Below are 19,424 nucleotides of genomic sequence, written 5' to 3'. Positions count from 1 at the left end.
AGGATCGGATGCTCCCACGACCCAGTCATCACAACCAGGCCCGCAGGGCAACTTCTCTATCTTACCGATCTCATCTCCGTTGTCAAGTCCGATTTTCTTCGGCCTGAGTGAGGGAACGAGTCAGCACCTTCATCCTGTTCACTCAGTGAGTGTCTGGGATTCGGGAGGTGTTAGCTGCTTGACGGGAGCCGGTCCGAGGACCTCCGCTCAACCGTTTGGGGCGAACAGGTAATAAGTTACGCGGATCCCGGGGATCGGGCAAATCAGACTCGACCGCCGGGCGTGTCGTGCGCGTCCGGCGGCGGCTTACGGGATCGAAACCGCTCCTCCGTACCGGTTTCCCGGCGCGTTTTCGATCCCGCACGCCGTGGATCTCCGTTCAGCGGACGATGCGGAGCGTGCGCACCTCGAACGGACGGAGCCTCAGGTCGCCACCGGTGCGCGCGTCCTCGATGTCGTCCTCGATCAGACTCACCTCGCGCACCCCGCGGTGCTCGAACCCGACCGTCAGCTCGCCGGCCGTGCGCCGCCCGAGCGCCTCGTACACGCGCACGATCACGTCGCCCGATCCGTCGTCCGCGAGCTTGACCGCCGACACGACGATCCCCTCGCCCCGCACCGACACCAGGGGTTCGACCTCCCGCGCACCCCGCACGACGGTGGGGAGCGCGTTGATCCGAATGCCCTCGGCCGTCGCGATCTCGGCGTCCGCCCCGATCACGAAGCCGACCTCGATCTCGTGGTGGCCGTGGTCGGCGTCGGGGTCGGGGAACCGCGGGGCACGCAGCAGCGAGAGCCTCACCGTGGTCGTCACCGCATCCTCCGACACCTCGCGGGATGTGTCGTAGCCGTAGATCGAGTCGTTCACGAGTGCGACGCCGAAGTCCTGCTCGCGCACCAGGACGAACCGGTGCATCGACGTCTCGAACTTCGCCGCCTCCCAGCTGGTGTTCGTGTGCGTCACCCGCGACTGGTAGCCGAACTGCGTCTCGGCCTCGGTGTGCGCCGCCTGGATATCGAGCGGGAAGGCGAGCTTGAGCAGCTTCTCGGTCTCGTGCCAGTCGATCTCGTTGCGCAGCAGCACGGTCCGCGAGTCGGGTGCGAGAAGGATCGTCTGCGTGATGGTCGACTCCGAGAACGGGCGCACGACCACGATCTTCGCCACGGTGCCGACCATGGTCGCCTCGATCGACGTGACGGCGGTGAGGTCGTCGACGCTGTTGCGGTAATAGCGATCGATGTCCCAGGCGTCCCACATGTTCGGGAAGTCCTGGTGGAGCTGGAACAGGTTCGCGGCCTTTCCCGCAGCGACCGCCTCGCGCCCCGATGCCTTGTCGACGGCGGAGACGATCAGACCGTCGGCGGACACGCGCACCGAGACGAGCTCGTTCTCCAGCCGCCAGCCGTCGTCCTCCCGCGAGAGCGAGACGGCAGCGGGGGTCGCCTCGGGAAGGAACGCTGCGCCGAGAGCGTGCCCCTGTCCCCCCGCGCGCCCGACCGAGGTCGGCTCGAACCGCAGTTCGCGATCGCCCTCGCCCGCGAGCGAGCGTCGGGCGGCACCCGCGATGTCCTGCGCATCCGAGAGCACGTCCGTCAGCACGGCGACGGCCTCGCGGTGCACCCAGGCGATCGAGGTCCCCGGGAGGATGTCATGGAACTCGTGCAGGAGAACGGTCTGCCACAAGCGGTCGAACTCGGCCTGCGGGTAGGCGGCACCGGTGCGCACCGTATCCGTCGCCGCCCACAGCTCCGCCTCGATCAGCGCGTGCTCGGCCCAGCGGTGCAGTGCCTTGGTGGCGTGCTGGCTGGTGAGCGTTCCGCGGTGCAGCTCGAGGTACAGCTCCCCCACCCACACCGCCGGATGCGGCAGCTCGGCCCTCGCGGCGTCGAAGAAGTCGTCCGGATGCTCCCACACCACCTGCGCGCTGCCCTCGAGGTCGCGGAGGCGTTCGGCCTTGCCCGTCATCTCGCGGGTCGTGCCGCCACCGCCGTCACCCCAGCCGACCGGGGCGATCGAGCGCGAGCTGACCCGGTTCTCCTTGAACTGCCGGGCGGCCTTCGCGACCTCCATGCCGCTCAACTGCGAGTTGTAGGTGTCCATCGACGGGAAGTGCGTGAACACCTGCGACCCGTCGATGCCCTCCCAGAGGAAGGAATGGTGCGGGAAGACGTTCTGCTGGTTCCACGAGATCTTCTGCGTGAAGAACCACTCGAACCCGGCGCGGCGCATCAGCTGCGGCAGGGCGGGCGAGTACCCGAAGCTGTCCGGGAGCCACACGCCCTTGGACCGGATGCCGAACTCGCGCTCGAAGAACCGCTGCCCCTGCGAGAACTGCCGCACGAGCGACTCCCCCGTCGGCATCACGGTGTCGGATTCGACCCACATGCCGCCCAGGGGCAGGAAGCGCCCTTCGGCGACCGCGACCTTGACCCGCTCCCACACCTCGGGGCGGTGCTCCTTGATCCAGGCGTACTGCTGTGCGCTGGACATGCCGTACCGGAACTCGGACTCCTCCTCCAGCAGAGCCGTCATCGACGAGGTCGTGCGTGCGACCTTGCGGATCGTCTCGCGCACGGGCCACAGCCACGCCGAATCGATGTGCGCGTGACCGACGGCCGAGATCCGGTGCGCACTCGCCTCGGCGGGTGCGGCCAGCACCTCGGCCAGGCGGGCACGGGCGTCGGAGGCCGTGGCGACGATGTGCTGCAGGTCGAGGACGTCGAGCGCATCGTCCATGGCCTGCAGGATGCGCATGCGACGGGGCGAGGTCGCCGGCAGCTCCGCCTGCAGCTCGAAGAGCACCTCGAGGTCGAGCGCCAGGTCGAACACTTCCTGCTCGAACACCGCCAGATCCATCCGCCGGGCGCGGTAGAGCGGTTCCTTCGAGGATGTGAGGATGTCGCCCTCCTGCGTCGGGAGGAAGGGGTGGTAGTCCAGGAGCACCGGGTTGGAAGCCGCCTCGAGGTACAGCTCGACCGGCTCGTCGCCCGCTGCCGTCTCGACGATCGGGACCCACTGGTTTCGCGGGTTGATGCTCTTCACCGGGATCGGGTCGGACCCCGTGCCGCCCGGTCGGTAGGCGAGGGCCTCGCATTGGAAGCCCGTCATGTTCACGTCGAACCCGAGGTCGATCAGCGCCTCGACCTTGCGGCCGGCCCACTCGGACGGCACCCGCCCGGTGAGCTTGAACCACGTGGTTCCCCAGGCCGGTCCCCACGGGGCGCCCACGGAACCGGCGGCGTAGTCGAGGGCGAGCCCTTCCGCCGGTGCGATCGGCTCCCCGGGCAGTTCGTGGATCTCGACCTGCAGCGGCACCGACGCCGAGTGGATCGACGGGCGGATGCGCTCCTCCAGCACACGCTTGACGCGGCCGACGGTGAGCGAGGTGTCGTCATGCATAGGGGATCTCCGACTCGACGGTGAGGGCAGGTTCGCGGGACGTCGCCGCGAACCCGTGTGATGAATGCTATCCGATTTACTAAAACGATCTAGTGGCGAGTCTAGAACACACCCGATCCGCCTTCCACCGGGCTAAACCGATCAAGTAGGGTGAGGGACTATGAGTCCGGCGAAGCGCGTCACGATCGCCGACATCGCGCGCATGGCCGGCGTCTCCCCCGGCGCCGTCTCCTTCGCCTTGAACGGGCGCCCCGGAGTGAGCGAGGAGACCCGGCAACGGATCCTCGCCGTCGTGGAGGAGAACGGCTGGCAGCCGAGTTCAGCGGCACGCGCCCTCGTCGGCGCGCGGGCGAACACCGTCGGCTTCGCACTCGCGCGCCCCGCCCGCTCCCTCGGATCGGAGGCCTTCTTCACCGACCTCATCGCCGGTATCGAATCGCGTCTCTCCGAGAGCAAGGTCAGTCTGCAGCTGCGTCTGGTGGCGGACATCGCGGAGGAGATGGAGGTGCATCGGCAGTGGCGCTCGTCCAACCAGGTCGACGGTTTCATCTTCATCGACCCGCGCGACGACGATCCTCGGGCCGACCGCATCGCCGCCCTCGACGCCCGCGCCGTGATGATCGGGTCGAAGCCGTCTCCCGACGGGACGGTGCCCAGCGTGTGGATCGGCGACGACACGGTGGCGGAGACGCTCTACTCCTACCTCGCCGCACTCGGGCACCTCCACATCGCCTACGTGGCGGGACCGGCGGAGCTCGAACACACCCGGCTGCGGGCCGAGGTCTTGGAACGCCTGTCGGCCGACGGCGTGGAGGGCGAGGTCATCACCACCGACTTCTCCCCCGCCCGCGCCTCCGCCGTCACGCGGGCGCTGCTCTCCGGACGGCGGCGACCCACCGCGATCGTCTACGACAACGACGTGATGGCGGTCGCCGGTCTCCGCGTCGCACAGGAGATGGGACGCAGGGTTCCCCGCGACGTCTCGCTGGCCTCCTTCGACGACTCGGTCATCGCGGGGCTCATCAACCCGTCGATCACGGCGATGACGCGCGACACCTTCGAACTCGGCGAGCGCGCCGCCACCCTGCTGCTCCAGCAGATCGAAGCGGGCGCGAACCTGCCGAGCGTCGAAGGCCCGACTCCCGTGCTCACGGCGCGCGAGAGCACGGCCCCGCCCACGCGCACCGACTGAACGTCAGGCGTCTTGAACGTCAGGCGTCTTGAACGTCAGGCGTCCTGAACGTCAGGCGTCGACCACGGTGTTGACCGACCCGTAAGGATCGACCGCGCCCGCCCGCAGGTCGGGGCGGATGAGCCGGCGGATGCCACGGGCCTCCCGCACGGCGGGATCGAGCGCGTCACGCGACGTGATCACGGCCGGGTCGAGCCCCGCGGCGCAGGCGTCGACCCAGGCCTGGAACACGGGACCACCCGGGCTCAGCGCCGCCCGGCTCACGGGCACCTCGCGCTCGTCGACCTCCACCACGATCGCCGTCTCCCGCGCCGGTGCCGCGACGCGCTGCCGCAGCTCGGGGATCACCTCGGCGAAGCGTCGGCCGAGGGGCTTCGCCGCACCGTTCTGATCGATCAGGCCGAGGGTGTACTCGAGTTCGGGGAAGTCGCCCAGGTCGCGACTGACGTCGTGCGAGCACCACCACGTGACGCCCCAGAGGTTGTCGGTGCGCAGCGCAGAGCGCACGGTCGCCTCCAGGAAGTCCGGCATCTCCTCGTCCGTGAGGCAGTTCGACGGGGCGCCGACCTCCTGCAACCACACCACCCTGTCCGGATCGGTGGCGAACGCGCGGGAGAGCTCGATCAGGTACTCGGCGTGCCGGTCGGAGGCGATCGATCGTCCTCCGTAGCGCTGGGCGGTGCCGTTGAAGATCCAGGAGTGGATCGTGGTCATGGCACCCAACCGCGACGCGTGGGTCGGCGTGAAGCCGTGGCCGTCCATGTACCAGACCGCGTCGTACTCGCTGTGGACGTGCGCGAATCCGGGCGCCGCGGCATCGGCTGCCGACAGCAGGGTGGAGATCCAGCCGCCCGCCTCGTCCGGCGTCACCGGCCACGGCGACGGATGGGTGTGCGCGGAGAACTGGTTCGTCTCGTTCCCGAGAGTGAGCCCGAGGAAGTTGGGGGCATCGCGCAGCGCCCGGCCGAGCCTGTCGACGAGCGCGACCTGACCTTCGAGCGCCCGAGGATCGGTGAACATGTTCTTGTCGTGCCACGTGTACAGCCACGACGGCACGAAGTCGAAGCTCGACAGATGCCCTTGGACCACATCGATGCTCGCATCCATCCCGAACTCGCCCGCGATGTCGACCACCGCACGCACGTCGTCGACCGCCTTCTCGCGGATGAGGGTGCGATTCGGCTGCAGCACGGTCCACAGCGGGAAGACCCGGACGTGATCGAGCCCCAGCTCCGCGAGAGCCGCGAAGTCGCGACGCACATCGTCCGGGGTGAAGTCGAGCCAGGAGTGCATCCAGTTCTTCGACGGCGTGTAGTTCGCCCCGAATCTCAGGGGAGCATCGAGGGCGCCGCGCTGCGTCATGTAGGACCTTTCGGACAAGCCCCGAGGGGGACGGATCTGCACCACTATAACGCTTGAGCACCGGCGATCGCACACACTTCTTGACAGAAGGAGAATCGGATGGTTTCATCTGCTAAAGCGTTGTAGTCCTTCGACCGGACACCACGCGGAATCGCCCGCCTCGAGGAAGAAGCACGATGAAATCTCCCACACGCATTGTCGCTCTGGCAGCCTTCAGCATCGGCGTTCTGGCGCTGACCAGTTGCACGGGAGGCGGAGGGGCATCCGGCGCCTCGGGCCCCATCGACACGTCCGGCGAGCTGAGCGGCACGATCCAGTTCCAGACGTGGTCGCTCAAGAACGAGAAGTTCACCCCGTACTTCGAGGATCTGATCGATGCGTTCGAGAAGGAGCACCCGGACGTCACCGTCGAGTGGCTCGACCAGCCGGGAGACGGCTACCAGGAGAAGATCCTGAGCCAGGCGAACGCCGACACGCTCCCGGACGTGCTGAACCTGCCGCCGGACATCGCGTATCCCCTGGTCGCTGCGGGCAAGCTCGTCGACCTCCAGACCGCCGATCCCGAGCTGGAGTCCGCCTACAACGCCGGCGCGTGGGAGGCGTACAGCGCGTACCCGGGCATCGACGGCACCTACGGCCTGCCCTGGTACCTCTCCAGCGACGCCTCGTGGTGGAACCTCGCACAGCTCGCCCCGTACGGCGTCACGGAGGACAACCTCCCGACCACGGTCGACGACCTCCTCACCCTCGCCGAGGAGGTGGCCACGGAATCCGGTGGCAAGGTCCAGCTCCTGTCCTCCATCCCCGCGCTCGACACCTTCACGGCGGCGGGCATGGAGGTCATCAATGCCGACGGCGAGTTCGATTTCAACACCGACGAAGCCGCCGCGATCATCCAGAAGTACGCCGACGCCTACGCAGCCGGAGCCATGCCCGCCGAGGCTCTGACCGGCGACTACGGCGGAAACGCCGAGGCCTACATCCAGGAGAAGGTGGCCTTCACGACGGGCGGCACCGGCTTCACGACCGACCTGCAGAAGGATGCACCCGCACTGCTCGAGAACACGGTGGCGACCCCTCGCCTCGGGGTCGCACCCCTCTACGTGCAGGGTCTCAACGTCTCGGCCGACTCCGACAACAAGGAGGCCGCACTCGCGTTCGCCGAGTTCGCGACGAACCAGGAGAACCAGGTGGCCTTCTCGTCGCTCGCCGTCGGCACGGCTCCCGGCACCGCGGACGGCGGGGATGAGGTCGTCGAGAACATCGCGTCCTCCGTCACCGACGAGAAGCAGCTCGCGGCGATCGACACCGTGTTCGGCGCGATGAAGGATGCGAAGGCCCTGCCGTTCCAGTGGACCTCCGACATGGCGACCTACATGACCCAGCAGATCGCCCTCGCCGTCAACGGTGAAGCGGACGCGAAGGCCCAGCTCGACAAGATCGTCGAGTACGCCAACGCCAACCGCGTGGACCAGTAAGCCATGCGCGCGAACACCGGCATCCGCGCCCGCGGATCGTCGATGAGATCCCACCGATGGTTCACCCCGTGGCTGCTCCTCGGTCCCGCCGTCGCCTGGGTGCTGGTGTTCGCGCTCTGGCCGTTCCTCAACACGGTCTTCCTCAGCTTCACCGACGCCCGGCCGCTGCGGACGCCCGAGTTCGTGGGGGGAGCGAACTACGAGCGCATGTTCGGCGACGAGATGTTCTGGAATGCGCTGACCACGTGCCTCATCTACGTGGTCGTGTGCGTGCCCCTGCTCACGATCCTCCCCCTCCTCCTCGCCCTGCTGGTGCAGAAGAAGCTCCCGGGCATCTCGTTCTTCCGCACCACGTTCTATTTCCCCGTGATCGCCTCGGTGGTCGTGGTCGCCCTCATCTGGACCTGGCTCTTCGACAGCCGCGGCATCATCAACCAGACGCTGGAGTTCCTCGGTCTGATCGACAAGCCGATGGCCTTCCTCGTCGATCGCTGGCTGCTGCTGGGCTGCGCGATCCTGCTCACGGTCTGGAAGGGCTTGGGCTACTACATGGTCGTGTACCTCGCCGCGCTCGGGAACGTCGGCAAGGAGCTGCACGAGGCCGCGATGCTCGACGGCGCCGGGGCCTTCCGCCGCTTCCTCTCGGTCACGATCCCGTCGGTGCGAGGGGCCATGCTCCTCATCGCTGTGCTCATCGCCGTGTCCGCGATGCGGGTCTTCGCCGAACTCGACGTGCTGTCCAAGAGCACCGGAGGGCCCGGCGGGTACGACATGTCGCTCGTGATGCTCATCCGCCAGGTGGGGTCCGGCCTGAACGGGAACATCGGCTACGCCTCCGCGATCAGCGTGGCGCTGTTCCTGCTCACCCTCGTGCCCCTCGCCGCGATCGCCGTCATGAACCGTGAGAAGAAGGCGAAGGTCTCCGCATGAGCACCCTCACCCCGCAGCGCCCGGCCGACGACACCCGGTCCCCCGACGGCCCTGTGTCGCCCACGCGCGAGCGCATCTTCCGCCGTCGCGGCTCCGGAGACTTCAGCACACCCAGCCTCGGCGGACTGATCGGGCGCTATGCGCTGCTGCTGTTCGTCCTGTTCCTCGTGATCGGGCCGTTCATCTGGCAGCTGTCCACCTCTTTCAAGGGCCCGCAGGAGAACATCTACTCCTTCCCGCCCGAGCTCATCCCGCGCGAACCCACGCTGCAGAACTACAGCAAGGTCGCCGACATCGTCCCGGTCTACCTCTACGCCTGGCACTCGCTGCTCGTCTCGGTCGGGACCGTCGTGAGCAACGTCGTGCTGTCGACGTTCGCCGGATACGCCCTGGGATGCATGAGATTCCGGGGCAAGTGGATCGTGATGGGGATCCTCCTGTCCACTCTGCTCTTCCCCGGCGAGGTGACGGTGACCAGCAACTTCCTCACCATCCGCGCACTGGGACTCGCGGACACCCTCTGGGGCGTCTTCCTCCCCGGAGCGATCAGCGCGATGAACGTGCTCCTGATCGCCACCGCGTGCCGCATGATCCCGAAGGACGTGCTGGACGCCGCGACGGTCGACGGGGCCACCACGTGGCAGCGCATCCGCCACATCGTCTGGCCGAACATCCGCGGCATGGTCTCCGTGGTCGCGATCTTCGCCTTCATCGGCGCCTGGGACGACTACCTGTGGCCGCTCATCGTCCTGTCCGATCCCTCGAAGTACACACTGACGGTGGGCATGGCCTACCTCAACAGCAGCTTCTCCGTGGATCCGCGCCTCATCGCGGCCGGCACCATGATCGCCCTCGTGCCGATCGTCATCATGTTCTCCTTCACGCAGCGGTTCTTCTTCAAGGGCGTGCAGGAGGGCGCGATCAAGGGGTGAACGCCGCGCAGCTCCTCCCGGCGGACGGGCCGGCCGATCCCCCGTCCTCCCGCCCGCGCTCGGGAGTGCTCCCGTGTGCGGTGTTCGCCTTCGCCTTCGACCCGGCCGGCGGGGTGCAGCGGATCGATGCCCCGGGTCTCGCCGACATCGAGATCACACCCCACACGGTGCTGCACTGGGCCTTCTACGCCGACGGCCCGGCAGCGACCCTGGCGCCACACGCCGCCCTCGCGGTCTCGGCCGACGTGCGCTTCGACGACGGATCCCGGCTGAGCGACGACTCCGCGGTCCGCGACCGCTACGACTTCCCGATCACCGCCGATGCCCAGTTCGCCGCGCGCTGGAGCATGCCGGAGCAGTGGAATGCGGACACCGTCTCGCTCGCTCCCCGCACCGGAGGACGCGGCACGGTCGAACTCGTGCTCGGCGCCGACGCGCTGTCCGACGAGGCGGATGCCGGAGGCGTCACCGGCTTCGTGCAGGTCCTGGTCGAGGAACGGATCGCACCGGGCGATCCCACCCCCGCCCCCGTCGACCGCGTCGACACCCGTCGCGGCACGCATGCGGGACCGCGCTTCTCGCGGGGCAACACCATCCCCGCCGTGGCTCTCCCGCACGGATTCACCTTCGTCACGCCGGCCACCGACGCAGCCGACTCCCGGTGGCCGTACCGGCCCTTCGTGCACGACGACGCGCAGGGACGCCGACTCGAAGCCCTGCAGTTCTCCCACCAGCCGAGTCCCTGGATCGGCGATCGCTCGGTGCTGCAGCTGATGCCCTATCTGGCGGATCCTGTGTCGAGCCGCGAGCGACGCCGGCGCTGGATCGTGCCGGGGTCCGAACGCGCGCGTCCGCACGAGTACGCGGCGGACCTCGGCGATGGTCTGACCATCGAGACGGCCGCGACGATGCACGCTGCCGCCTTCCGGGTGCGGTGCGCGGACCCCGACGCCCCGATCGGCTTCGTCATCGATCAGCTCACCGGTGAAGGCCAGCTCGCCTGGACCGGCGCAGACGGGTTCGAGGGATGGATCCCGGAGGGCTCGGCGGACTGGGGCAACGCGCCCCGGTGCTTCTTCGCCGGCACCGCCCTGCGCCGCACGGACGACGGCGTCATCGAGCGCGGCCCGCTCGACGACGACGGACGCGGTCGGGTCGCCGGGTATGTGGGCGGACGCGGATCGCTCGAACTACGGATCGGGATCTCCTTCCTCTCCGTCGCCCAGGCCCGGCACGCCCTGGAGACCGAGGCGCCCCCGACCCGTCCCTTCGAGGAGTTGCGCGCCGAGGGCGCCGCAATCTGGAATCGCCTGCTGGGCCGGGTGTCGATCCCCCCGCTGCCGGCGGAGGAGATCCCCTACCGCGGTCTCGCCGATGAGGAGCACCGCGCCCGGATCGCCGCAGCACTGCATCGGATGCACCTGTACCCCAACAGCGCCGGGGAGAACGTCGGCACCGCGGCGGAGCCGCGCTGGCGATTCGCGGATGTCTTCTCCGACTCCGTCGACACGGTCGCCGACGGAGAACTCGTCGTGAACAACGGCTACTGGGACACCTACCGCACCGAGTGGCCGGCGCTCGCCCTGCTCGATCCCGCATCGACCGGCAGGCTGCTCGACGGCCAGCTCGAACAGTATCGACGCGGAGGATGGATGGCACGGTGGAGCGCGCCCGGTTACGTGGACAGCATGGTCGGCACGTCCAGCGACCAGATCTTCGCCGATGCCGCGCGCTGGGGTGTGAGCTTCGACCGCGAGACCGCGTTCGACAGCGGATGGCGCAACGCGTGCGAGCCGGGTCCGGATGCGAGACGGGGACGCAAGGGCATCGAACGCGGCCGATTCACCGGCTACATCTCGTCGGAGACGCCCGAGGGCATGAGCTGGAGCATCGAGAACGCACTCAGCGATGCCGCCCTCGGCCGGTTCGCCCTGCAGCTCGCCGTCGGCGCCGGACCGGCCGAGGAAGCCGCTCGCTACCGTTGCTTCGCACGCTACTTCGCCAACCGCTCCCGGTCGTATCGTCAGCTCTTCGACGACGGCACCGGGTTCTTCCGCGGGCGGGATTCGCACGGGGCGTTCGCTCCGGAGTTCGACCCGCGGGCCTGGGGCGGGGACAACGTCGAGACGAACGCCTGGGGGATGTCGGTGGGGGCCGTGCACGACGGAGCCGGGCTCGCCGCCCTCCACGGCGGACCTGTCGGGCTCGGCCGTCACCTCGATGCCCTGTTCGCCGAACCCGAGACCGCGGACGAACGGTTCGCCGGCGCATACGGCACCGTGATCCATGAGCAACGGGAGGCCAGGGCCCTGCGCTCCGGGATGTGCGCGCTCTCCAACCAACCGGCACACCACATCCCGTTCATGTACGCGTTCAGCGACCGCCCGTGGCAGTCCGCTCCGCTCGTCCATGAGTTCGCGGGGCGGCTGTTCGCCGGGGCCCACATCGGTCAGGGCTTCCCGGGCGACGAGGACAACGGAGAGATGAGCGCCTGGTGGCTGTGGGGCGCACTCGGGCTGTACCCGCTGGAGCTCGCATCGGGCCACCTGCGGATCGGCTCGCCGCTCTTCGACGACATCCGGGTGGATCGGGGGGACGGCTCCTCCCTCCGGATCCGCTCCCGGCGACGGTCCGCCGGGGCCCACATCCTGCAGGAGGCGTCTCTCGACGACGTGCCCCTCGCCTCCGCCGACCTCCCGATCGATGCGCTCGTGGGGGATGCCGTCCTCGACCTCACGTTCGGGGACGACCCGGCGTCCGCGCTCGAGAAGTCCGGGCGCTCTCCCGTCCTCCCTGCGGTCCCGTGGTGCGCCGATCTGACCGCGACCGAGGGCGAGGTGGTCGCCTCGGCTCTCGTCGCCCACCCCGAGCGGGTGTTCGACGACGGGGCTCCCTCGGGTCGTCCTGGCGTCGTCCTTCGCCCCGGCGACTGGGTGGGGTGGCGGTTCCCCGAGGCTCGCGGGATCAGCGACGTCACGGTGACGACGACCGGCTCCGCCTCCTCGGCCGCGCTGCGCTGGGAGGTCCTCGGCCCGGATGGGCACTGGCGGCCCCTGGCGCTGACGCATCGGGAAGAACTGCGGGCCGACCGCACGACGCCGTTCACCCTGGTCGACCGGACCGTGACCCCGGCGCTCCGCGTGCGTGCGGAGTCCGAGGTCACGATCCGTCAGATCGAGCTCTTCGACCTCGTGTGATCACCCGGTGAGGGTGAAGAGCACCTCGGTGCGGTTTCCCGACGCGTCGAACACCTCGAGCACGTTGGTTCCGGCCACCGCACCGAAGACACCCGGCTTCACGAAGTTCAGGTCGCTCCAGGCGTTGTCGGTCAGATCCTTCGGCACACCGTTGACCGACAGCCTGTCGACGTTGCCGGCGTCGTACAGCTTGAAGCTGACCTTCGAGTACGCGTCGGGAGATCCCGTCGTGAACGACTCCCCCGGCTTCACGGTCACGGTCGGAGCCGTGCGATCCCGCGGAGCAGCACGATACTCGGTCGGCTCCCCCTTGAGCTCCTGCGTGATCCCCGAGAGGTACGCCGACTGATCCGTCGCGGTCAGGTTGTAGGCCACGTAGACGCCGTATCCGTCGGCGACCGTGCGGCGGGCGAAGTCCGCGGCGGTCGCCGCGTTCGTGTTCGCCAGGTCGATCGCAGCGGCACCGAGGCGGGTGCGATCGTCGAGCCCGGGCACCGTGGGGGCGTCGTACGTCGGGTAATAGGGGTTCCAGGCGTAGTCGATCACACCGTCGACGTCGAACGCATCGAAGTCGGTGGTGGTGTAGGACGGGCCGATCGCGTAGAGGCTGATGATCTTGTCCGATCCCAGGCGCTCACGCAACGCGGTCGCCAGCCAGCCGAACGACTGCGCGTTGGGCTGCGGGGTGCCGTTCGCGCCGTAGTTCGTCCACTCGTCGTCGAAGTCGATCCCATCGAGGCCGTAGGTCGTCACCGCATCGGCCAGCTCTGCGGCGAAGGCGTCCGCCGCGGCGAACGAGGTGAAGTTCGCGAAACCCGCACCCTGGTGGTTGCCGAGCACGGAGAGCAGCACCTTCGTGCCCTGTGCCTGCAGCGGACGGATCTGGTTCTCTGCGTCCTGGAGCGTCTCGGTGACCCGATCATTCAGGTGCAGATACGCCTTCTCTCCGTCGTAGTTGATGTTGGCGGCGAAGATCATCGCGAGGTCGACGGCGGCGCGCCCGGAATCCGCGAGCGTGTAATCGGCGACGTTGGCTAAATCGTTCGAGTTCACCTCGACATAGACGGCGAGCTGGGGATCTGCCTCCGCCCCCTCGGCGGCGGTCGCGGGTGAGGCGGTCGCGACGAAGGACATCGCGATCACCGCACTCGCAGCGACAGTGAATCCCTGTCGTAGACGGTGAAGCTTCCTGGAATGTGGCCGACTCATGGCAGATCGTCTCCCTCTTCATCGAAATCGAGATCAGGCCGCATCCGAGCGACCTGCCGCCGACTATATCGCTTAAGTAGAAACGCGTACAGACCGGACGGAGGACGACACCTGTCTGTTCCTGCACCCGGTCAGCGATCCGTGGGTTGTGCACGTGCGCCGGGTTCTCCACGCGCCGGAACCGGAATACCGTGACATCGTGACCGTCCGGAACGACACTGGAGGCATGCGCTTGAACGACCCGCAGGTATGGACGCTGATCGGAGTGTTCGCCGCCGTCATGCTGGGCGGGATGACGCTCATGACCACGCAGCTCAGTCGCATCATCCGCGCCGAGACCGATCGCATCCACGGCACGCTCTCCGCGCGCATCGACGCGGTCGTCGACCGCCTCGACCGCATCGAGGCGAAGGTCGACGACCTCGACAAGGAGCTCACGAACCTCGCCGTGCGGTTCTGGCGCTCGCAGTGACCCCTTCAGGCTTCCCGTGATCTCTCAGAGGGTGACGTCGCCCACCAGATTCACCTGGATGCCCATCCCCGCGAACATCGAGGCTTTCGCGATGAGTGCCCGGTCGGCCGTCTCGGCATCCGGTGCGTAGACGAGCTGCGCGTGGTTGGCCTTGTGGCGGGCCATGAACTGATCCCGTGAGACGCCGTGCAACACCACGTGCGCGATCGGCCACTCCGGGTTCGTGGCATCCTTCCGGCGCTGCGTCTCGTCGGCCGGGAGCTCGACGACCGAGGCACGGAAGATGTCGGCCTGCAGGACGCCGTCGGCGATGAACACCCGCGACAGCACGATCTCCCCCGGCTGGGAGACCCCGTTGATCGTCGCACCGCCCGCCGGGAAGAACACGTGGCCCTGACGCCATCCCTCCGCGTTCTGCCACCCGCCCAGGTGCGAGGCGGGGACGGAGCCGGAGATCTCGTAGACCCACACGAACTCCCCGTCGTAGTCCTCACCCCACCGCACGTCGTGCAGCGTGTTGTCCGGCACGAGTCCCATCGCACGCCACACGCGGTCGGTCACCAGCGCGTCGACCGCCACGCCCTCATCCGCTTCGTTGAAGTGCGGGAAGGCGCGTCCCTCGTGCAGCACCCGGGCACCGTCGCGCGACCTCACCGGCGGGCGCTCCGTCGAGTTCAGGATGCCCTCGGCCAGGTCGGACGCCGGCACCAGGTCCTTCAGACCCTGCTGGTACTGGATCCCGACGGCGTCGAGGCCGAAGTCGTCCGCGATACGAAGCGCGGCGATGTACATCTTCAACTGCCACTGCACCTGCTCGCGCGTGAGCTCGGTGGCGGCATCCGGCCCGAAGCGGAACGTCATGCCCGCATCGATCAGCCAGTCGTACGCGGCGTCCGCCTCGTCTTCGGTGACGGTGAGCATCTCGGCGTAGAGCGCCGACTGCGACAGCCGCTCCTTGTAGATGCCCGTCTTGTTGAGCAGCTCGTCGTCGAAGATCGCGTTGTACATGCCCATGCAGCCCTCGTCGAACACGCCGATGATGGCCTTCTCGGCGAGCAGCTCCGCGGCGAGCGCCTCGCCCAACTGCTTCTCGGGGCTGTCCGGCAGCTCCGGCAGGGGACGCACGTGCGAGGCGTCGTGCGCGATGGAGCCCGTCTCGGTCCACTCCCGGATGCCGTTGCGGAACCACTCGTCGGTGAAGTCGACCGACCAGGTCGTGGCGTAGGGCTTGCCCATCTTGGTGAGGCCCGCGTTCAAGCCGAGGAGGCCGACGAGGCCGGGCCAGTCGCCGGCGAAGTTCGCGACCGTGAGGATCGGGCCCTCGTGGGTGCGGAGACCGGCGAGCACATGGTGGGAGTACTGCCAGTTGGCGATCGCGACGATCAGAGGCGCGTCGACCGGGATGCTCCGGAAGACCTCGAGCCCCATGCGCTGGCTGGAGATGAACCCGTGACCGGTGGCGGGATCGACGCCGAAGGGACGGATCACCTGCCATCCGAGGTCGTCGAGCACACCGGTGACCCCGGTCTCGAGCTCGACCTGGGTGGGCCAGCCCGCGACGTTCGCCGACTCTCGCAGATCACCCGAGGTGATGAGGTAGGCCGTCTTCGGGGCAGCAGCCGGACGCGATGCCGGGGCCGGCAGGGTGTAGGTGGTCATGATTCCTCCGGTGTTGGGGTCGGGGTGAGCGGGGAGCGGTGCGACGCGCCCGCTCGGAGTCGGATATCGCGGCCGATGGTCTCGCCGGACAGCTGCAGTTCGCCGACGTCGAGGACACCGCCGTCGACATGGACGGTCAGAGCGTGGTCGTCGATCTCGACGCGTCCCCAGCCGGTACCCGTCGTGAACAGGCTGCGGAACGGCCCCGGGACCGCCGGGGCGAACGACAGCACACGCGTCGGGGCATCCCACTGCACCCCGCTCGCCGCGAGGAGCAGGGCCCAGGACGCGAGCGACCGGGCGTAGTGGTTGCCGCATTCGATCTCGTTCCACGGATTGCGGTGGGTCCCGTCGTATCGGGCACGCAGGGAACGCTCGATGCGGAGCGCGTCCTCGACCCGACCGGCGTAGAGGAGCGAGGCGGCGACCTGATGCTCGATGCCCGTCCAGACCTCGTCGGAGTAGACGAACGGAATCGACGGTCGACCGCCGCGCGGCCACGACGCCAGCAGCAGCCCTCCTTCGTCGTTCAGGGCATACACCCGCTGCGTGCTCTCGTGGGCCTTCAGGTCGTCCCGATGGTTGTGCGCGACGATCGCGGCGAGTGCGGACCCGACCCGGTCGGCGGGGAGGATGTAGCCGAGTCCGTTCACGAAGGCGTGGAACTGTCCGAGGAGCTGGTCCGTGAGGATGCCGTCACCGTACTGGTAGCGGTGCGCGTCGACGTCGTCGATGACCTGGCGGTAGTACTCCCCGTTCCACAGGGTCTCGTCCATCGCCGCAGCGACGTGGTCGGCCCGCGCGGACCACCCTTCCGCGCGCGCGCGCTCGCCGAGGTGGGCGGCCATCCGAGCCCCGGCGCGGAGGGCCGCGAGGTAGACGCCGTTGGCGAGCGGCTCGGCACCGTGGAACTCGATGTCGTAGGTGTTGTGCAGCTCCCCGTCGAGCAGCCCGTCCCCGTCGCGGTCCCATTCGCGGATCGCATAGTCGAGAGTGCGGGCGGCGGCCGGCCAGAGCTCGCGGAGGAAGTCGTCGTCACCGCTGAACCGCCACTCACGATGCAGGCGCAGGAGCGTGCCCAGCTGTCCGTCGACGGCAGGCCCCATGAACCAGGAGGGTCCGCCGAAGACGCGATTGCCGCGGAACTTCTGCGCGCCGGCCGCATCGGTCTCGAGCAGGTACTCCACGCGACGGGCGCTCCGCTCGAGAGAGGGGAACAGCCACGCGAGCGTCTGCGCGTACGACCAGACGTGCGTGCATGTGCCCTCGCAGGAGCCACCGTGGTCGAAGGATCCTTCCCACGCCGCGAAGACCGGCCCCTCACCCAGCTCCGCGTTCGGCGACTCGACCACGAACCCGGTCGTGGATCGCACAGCGGCGATGTTCGCACCGACCGCGTCGGCCAGCACCGGATCGAGGCTCCCTCCGTACAGCGCTTCGACGAAGGCATCCGTCGTGTTCTCCAGCTCGCCGAGGTTCGTGTGCAGATGGGCGGCGGCCGCCCACGCATCGGGCCAGAGGACGGCGTAGCGGTTCCGCACGACCTCGTCGAGGTTCGGGTCGGCGAAGACGATGTGCCCGTTCCACCCGCGGCGGCGGTTCGGGAAGCTCCACGACAGCACGAACTCGAAGTCGCGGCTCTCGCCGGGCGCCACGGTGTGCACGACGCCGAGTGAGCCGGTACGCACCCGAGGGAGCTTGGCGAGCATCTCCTCCTCGGTGAGGGGCGCGGCCTCCGCGTCGGCATCGAGCTCGGCGAACAGCCCGCGAGGGCGATCCTCCAGGGTCAGCCGAGGCTCCGCCGCGAGCAGCCCGTCATCGGTCAGGTCGTTCCAGAAGAGACGCGCTCCGTCCGGCCAGTAGCTCGTGACCCACTGCGGCTTGACCGTCGTGGAGCGGTCCGTGGTGGTGAGGCTCAGCGTGCCGTAGCCGGGGTCGTCCTCCGGCAGGTCGATCCCGAAGTCGAGTCCGCGCACGTCGCCGTCGTCCCGCCATCGCACCGTCTGCGTCGCACGCATGCCCCACGGGGCGTCCGGTCCGGGGACTCCTCGTCCCGCCGTGTGGGAGACGCTGCCCACCACGGTGACCGCGACCGGGACGGAGCCGGGGTTCGTCACGTGGTACCGCAAGACCGCAGCAGGGATGCCCGAGGCGTCGGCGTCGAGCGGCACGAGCGGTGTGAACGCGTGCAACGACACATCCACCGGGAGCGTCCGGTCGGTGAAGTCGACGTCGACCACCGGGTACTCACCGTGCAGGGTCGCCGCGTCGAGGCGCGGAAGACCGGCGAGCTGGTCGAACGCGTATCCGGCGTCGGCATCGTGTCGCCCGCTGAGCCTCGCCTCGAGGACTCGGGTGACCGCCGCGCCTCCTTCCGGGGCGGCATGGATCGCGAAGAAGGAGTACGGATTGCGGCGTCCCTTGTCGGGAAGGTTCTCGAACTCCCAGTCGCGCAGTTCCCCGCGCGCGCCGATCGAGACGTTGCCCGTTCCGATGCCGCCGAGCGGGAAGGCCGTCGCCTGCGACGTGTGCGGGATGCCCGGGGCGCGTCGTTCGCGGGTCATGCGGATTCCCCCCGCTGCACGGCGGCGAGCTCATGCACCACATCTTTCGAGCCCTCGTACAGTCGCAGGTACTTGTCGAACAGGTCATCGTAGAGAGCGCGCCGTGTGTCGTCCGGCCTGACGGAGTGGACGATCGGATTCCAGTCCGTGATGACCGGTGCCCGACCCGGCGCGGCGGTCGCGCCCGCCGCGAGGAACGCCGCCCCGTAGCTCGCACCGATCGTGGTCTGCGGCACCTCTTGCACGAGGCCCGTGACGTCGGACACCACCTGCAGCCAGAGCCGTCCCTGGGTGCCGCCGCCGACCGCGACGATCCGCCGGATGTCCGCTCCCGCCGCACGCATGGTCTCGACGTTGTGCCGCACCCCCAGCGCCGTGGCCTCGAGCGCCGCCCGGTAGAGGTCACCGCGCGTGTGCTCCAGGGTCAGCCCGGCTATCACGCCGCGGGCGTCCGGGTCCTGGATCGGTGTGCGCTCCCCCGCGAAGTACGGCAGCAGGAGGAGCCCTCCCGCGCCCGGACCGGATTCCTCCGCCTCAGCGAGCAGTCGGGGGTAGTCCGCGCCGGTCAGCCCCTTCAGCCAGGCGGTCAGCGCTCCGGAGGTGGAGAGGCCGCCGGCCAGGTTGCGGGTGCCTGCGAAGGCGCCCGCCGTGGTCCACATCGACGGCGTGCGCAAGGTGTCTTCCCCCGTCGCCACGAGGAACATCGTCGTGCCGTACATGAGCATCAGATCGCCGAGCTCGTGCGCACCGACGCTGACCGCCTCCGTCCACGCATCGATCGTTCCGGTGATCACGGGCGTACCCGCCGGGAGACCGGTGAGGGCTGCGGCGGGCGCCGTCACCTCGCCGGCGACCTCCCCCGCCCACCGCAGCGTCGGCTTCTCGATGCCGCCCGCATACGTGTTCCACCACGGGTCGTACCAGTCCTCATTCTCGATGTCGTAGAGCGGTGAGAACTGGCTCGCGGACTGGTGGTCGAGGACGTATGCGCCGGTGAGCTTCCTGGCGAGCCAGGAAGCCGGCATGAAC

12 protein-coding genes are annotated in these 19,424 nt (G+C 68.7%); 6 read left to right on the top strand and 6 right to left on the bottom strand.

Annotated elements, in window-relative coordinates; genetic code table 11:
* Positions 1–379: 379 nt before the first annotated feature.
* A complete protein-coding gene (locus L978_RS17010) occupies positions 380–3,400 on the bottom strand; it encodes an alpha-mannosidase (protein ID WP_047524491.1) in 3,021 nt (1,006 codons plus the stop codon).
* Between the two features lie 160 nt (positions 3,401–3,560).
* Here L978_RS17010 and L978_RS17005 point away from each other — a divergent pair, with 160 nt between their 5' ends.
* Positions 3,561–4,592 carry a LacI family DNA-binding transcriptional regulator gene (locus tag L978_RS17005; RefSeq protein ID WP_047524489.1) on the top strand — a complete coding sequence of 344 codons (1,032 nt, stop codon included), beginning with the start codon at positions 3,561–3,563 and terminating at the stop codon, positions 4,590–4,592.
* 51 nt (positions 4,593–4,643) lie between these two features.
* On the opposite strand, the gene L978_RS17000 is transcribed toward L978_RS17005, so the two are convergent.
* Positions 4,644–5,954, bottom strand: a complete 1,311-nt coding sequence (locus tag L978_RS17000) for a glycoside hydrolase 5 family protein (RefSeq protein WP_047524487.1) — start codon at positions 5,952–5,954, stop codon at positions 4,644–4,646.
* Between the two features lie 176 nt (positions 5,955–6,130).
* On the opposite strand from L978_RS17000, the gene L978_RS16995 reads away from it, so the two are divergent.
* Genes L978_RS16995 through L978_RS16980 form a run of 4 tightly spaced genes read left to right on the top strand, consistent with a single transcriptional unit; the run spans position 6,131 to position 12,491 of the window.
* Positions 6,131–7,432, top strand: a complete 1,302-nt coding sequence (locus L978_RS16995) for an ABC transporter substrate-binding protein (protein WP_047524485.1) — start codon at positions 6,131–6,133, stop codon at positions 7,430–7,432.
* Positions 7,433–7,435: 3 nt separating this feature from the next.
* Positions 7,436–8,362 (top strand): carbohydrate ABC transporter permease, encoded by a 927-nt coding sequence (locus tag L978_RS16990; RefSeq protein WP_231555093.1) that lies wholly within the window; start codon positions 7,436–7,438, stop codon positions 8,360–8,362.
* On the top strand, positions 8,359–9,294 hold the full coding sequence (locus L978_RS16985; protein ID WP_081997105.1) for a carbohydrate ABC transporter permease: 936 nt from the start codon (positions 8,359–8,361) through the stop codon (positions 9,292–9,294). Before L978_RS16990 ends, L978_RS16985 begins: the two co-directional genes overlap by 4 nt.
* Positions 9,291–12,491: a GH92 family glycosyl hydrolase gene (locus L978_RS16980; protein ID WP_047524483.1), complete on the top strand. Its 3,201-nt coding sequence runs from the start codon at positions 9,291–9,293 to the stop codon at positions 12,489–12,491. The genes L978_RS16985 and L978_RS16980 overlap by 4 nt, the downstream gene beginning before the upstream one ends.
* On the opposite strand, the gene L978_RS19180 is transcribed toward L978_RS16980, so the two are convergent.
* Positions 12,492–13,625, bottom strand: coding sequence for an endo-beta-N-acetylglucosaminidase H (locus L978_RS19180; protein ID WP_231555092.1), 1,134 nt, complete (start codon positions 13,623–13,625; stop codon positions 12,492–12,494).
* Between the two features lie 301 nt (positions 13,626–13,926).
* Between L978_RS19180 and L978_RS16970 the strand changes: the two genes are divergently transcribed.
* Complete coding sequence (locus L978_RS16970) at positions 13,927–14,172, top strand: hypothetical protein (protein ID WP_047524493.1); 246 nt, start codon at positions 13,927–13,929, stop codon at positions 14,170–14,172.
* 24 nt (positions 14,173–14,196) lie between these two features.
* Here the strand turns inward: L978_RS16970 and L978_RS16965 are convergent, their stop codons facing one another.
* The 3 genes from L978_RS16965 to L978_RS16955 all read right to left on the bottom strand — a co-directional run.
* The gene (locus tag L978_RS16965) at positions 14,197–15,831 is read right to left on the bottom strand and encodes a fucose isomerase (RefSeq protein WP_047524481.1); all 1,635 of its coding nucleotides are present in this window, start codon (positions 15,829–15,831) and stop codon (positions 14,197–14,199) included.
* Entirely contained in the window at positions 15,828–18,395 is a 2,568-nt protein-coding gene (locus L978_RS16960; protein ID WP_047524479.1) for a GH116 family glycosyl-hydrolase, read from the bottom strand. Before L978_RS16960 ends, L978_RS16965 begins: the two co-directional genes overlap by 4 nt.
* The coding region (locus tag L978_RS16955; RefSeq protein ID WP_047524477.1) for an FGGY-family carbohydrate kinase at positions 18,392–19,424 on the bottom strand (1,033 nt) is incomplete at its 5' end. The genes L978_RS16955 and L978_RS16960, both read right to left, overlap by 4 nt.

Origin of the sequence: Microbacterium sp. ZOR0019, assembly GCF_000800925.1 — a bacterium.
Classification (GTDB): Bacteria; Actinomycetota; Actinomycetes; order Actinomycetales; family Microbacteriaceae; genus Microbacterium; species Microbacterium aurugineum.
This window is presented reverse-complemented; position numbering and strand designations above follow the sequence as displayed.

Excerpts from the sequence above, each read along its gene's own strand:
- L978_RS16965 (WP_047524481.1), bottom strand. The coding sequence starts at position 15,831 with ATGACCACCTACACCCTGCCGGCCCCGGCATCGCGTCCGGCTGCTGCC.
- L978_RS17000 (WP_047524487.1), bottom strand. The coding sequence starts at position 5,954 with ATGACGCAGCGCGGCGCCCTCGATGCTCCCCTGAGATTCGGGGCGAAC.
- L978_RS16995 (WP_047524485.1), top strand. The coding sequence starts at position 6,131 with ATGAAATCTCCCACACGCATTGTCGCTCTGGCAGCCTTCAGCATCGGC.
- L978_RS16985 (WP_081997105.1), top strand. The coding sequence starts at position 8,359 with ATGAGCACCCTCACCCCGCAGCGCCCGGCCGACGACACCCGGTCCCCC.
- L978_RS16960 (WP_047524479.1), bottom strand. The coding sequence starts at position 18,395 with ATGACCCGCGAACGACGCGCCCCGGGCATCCCGCACACGTCGCAGGCG.
- L978_RS16990 (WP_231555093.1), top strand. The coding sequence starts at position 7,436 with ATGCGCGCGAACACCGGCATCCGCGCCCGCGGATCGTCGATGAGATCC.
- L978_RS17005 (WP_047524489.1), top strand. The coding sequence starts at position 3,561 with ATGAGTCCGGCGAAGCGCGTCACGATCGCCGACATCGCGCGCATGGCC.
- L978_RS16970 (WP_047524493.1), top strand. The coding sequence starts at position 13,927 with ATGCGCTTGAACGACCCGCAGGTATGGACGCTGATCGGAGTGTTCGCC.
- L978_RS19180 (WP_231555092.1), bottom strand. The coding sequence starts at position 13,625 with ATGTCCTTCGTCGCGACCGCCTCACCCGCGACCGCCGCCGAGGGGGCG.
- L978_RS17010 (WP_047524491.1), bottom strand. The coding sequence starts at position 3,400 with ATGCATGACGACACCTCGCTCACCGTCGGCCGCGTCAAGCGTGTGCTG.